1 protein-coding gene and 1 pseudogene are annotated in these 2180 nt (G+C 75.1%); one reads left to right on the forward strand and one right to left on the reverse strand.

Features of this window, described 5'->3' with window-relative positions; genetic code table 11:
• Nucleotides 1-411, forward strand: a pseudogene (locus ACTUAL_RS14570) (hypothetical protein); the annotation flags it as partial.
• 52 nt (nt 412-463) lie between these two features.
• Here the strand turns inward: ACTUAL_RS14570 and ACTUAL_RS14575 are convergent.
• On the reverse strand, nt 464-2180 hold a 1717-nt coding region (locus tag ACTUAL_RS14575; protein ID WP_440900622.1), incomplete at its 5' end, for an AAA family ATPase.

Genomic DNA, 2180 nt, shown 5'->3' on the forward strand with positions numbered 1-2180 from the left:
GGGCAGGGCGAGGGCGCCACCACGCCGACCACGACCGCGCAGCCGGTCGTCACGACCACCGCGCAGCCGCCACCCAGCACCGGTGGCGGGCCGCCCTCGGAGCCCAGCGGCCAACCGCAGGGCGGGGCGCCGCCGGAGTCCGGGCCGGGCGCGGGCCAGCCGCCGCCGGGCGTGCGGCCGACCCCGCCGACGACCACGCAGCCCACGCAGCCGTCGGGGGTGTGCGACCGGGCCTACTGGACCACCGGGTCGTGCGTGCCGTGGCTGATCCCCTGGTACGTGGAGGACTCGTGCGCGTGGCTGCGCGGCCGGGGCGTCGGGATCATCCTGGTGCCCGCCCAGGACCGGCACCGGCTGGACAGCAACCGGGACGGCGTCGGCTGCTTCCTCGGCGACCGGGGCCGGTACTGAGCCGCAGCGGGTTGAGCGCGGCGGACCCGGGCGCAGCCGCGGGCCCCGCCCGCTAGTCGCCCAGCCCCTCGATCGCCTTCCGGACCTCCTCGACCCGGTCGGCCAGCAGCCCCACCGCGCCGACCGCGCGGGTCAGCGGGTCGTCCCCGCCGCCGAGCGCCCGCTCCCGCAGGTACCCGGCCTTCACCTCGGCCCAGCGGCGCGCCCGCTCCCCGTCCAGCGCCCCGCGCAGCTCGGCCAGCTTCAGCAGGTTCGCCTCGGCGCCGGAGGTGAGGGTCTGCGCCTCGCCGAGGTAGTGGTCGTCGAGGACGGCCTCCAGCTCGGCCTCGTCCATCACCGGCACGACCTTCTCCACCAGCTTGTTCATGTTCCGGTAGGAGCCCTGGAGCAGGAACGGCGGCTCGGTGCGGGAGGCGTCGGCCTGGCCCGCGGAGGCGATGTAGGCGCGGTTGACCGCCAGCACGACCTCGCGCAGCCGCAGCACCTTCCGCAGCACCGACAGCACCTGCTCCAGCTCGGCCGCCGGGTAGGTGTGCCCGAGCCGGTCCCGGCTGATCCGCTCCCCGGCCGCCATCCGCACCAGCAGCTCCAGGTCCGCGCGGGACCGGGAGGACAGCGGGGCCAGCACCGGGTTCGCGGTCAGCGCGTTCTCCACGTAGGACAGGGAGAACAGCTCCTCCCGCCCGGACAGCACGTCGCCGAGGTTCCACACGTCGGCCCGGTTGGCGAGCATGTCGGGGATGCGGAACCGCTTGCCGGACTCGGTGTACGGGTTGCCCGCCATGCACACCGCGAACCGCTTGCCGCGCAGGTCGTACGTCCTGGTGCGGCCCTCCCAGACGCCCTCCATGCGGCGCTGCCCGTCGCACAGCGAGATGAACTTCTGCAGGAACTCCGGGGAGGTGTGCTGCACGTCGTCCAGGTACAGCAGGACGTTGTTGCCCGCCTCCAGCGCGAAGTTGACCTTCTCGACCTCCTGGCGGGCGGTGGCGTTCGGCGCGTCGGCCGGGTCGACGCTGGTGACGCCGTGCCCGAGCGCGGGGCCGTTGACCTTGACCAGCAGCAGGCCGAGGCGGTCGGCGACGTACTCGACCAGGGTGGTCTTGCCGTAGCCGGGCGGGGAGATGAGCAGCAGCAGGCCCATCTGGGCGGCGCGCTTGGCGTCGCCGGTCGCGCCGAGCTGCTTGGCGAGGTTGTCGCCGATCAGCGGAAGGTAGACCTCGTCGAGCAGCCGGTTGCGCACGAACGCGCCCATGACCTTGGGCCGGTGCTCGTCCAGCCGCAGCCGGTCGCGCTCGCGGGCGACCAGGTCGTTGCGCAGCCGCTGGTAGGCGCGGAACGCGGGCACCCGGTCGGCGCGGAACGCGGCGGTCCTGGCCAGCAGCTCGTCCAGCCGCACGGCCAGCCGCCCGCCGCTGATCCTCGGGTGGTCGCCGAGCAGGCCGGTCACCTCGGACTCGACGGGCGCGTCGACCGCGCGGCGCGGCAGGTCGGGGCACACCTCGGCGGCCACGGCCTCCGGCAGGTCCGGGTCGGCGACGCCGCCGAGGAACGCCTCGTACCAGCCCTCCACGAGGGCGCGGCGGGCACCGGCGTCGTCGGCGAGCGCGGCGAGGTCGGCGTCGGTGAACTCCCGCGCCTGAGCGTCGACCACGCAGCAGGTCCCGACGACCTCGCCCCGCGGGGTCAGCAGGGGCACGCCCGCGTAGCTCGCGGTGCCCTCGTGGAAGACCAGTGGGTTGACCCGGTGCAGGACGTCGGCGTGGGCG

The sequence above is a fragment of the Actinosynnema sp. genome, assembly GCF_052038725.1.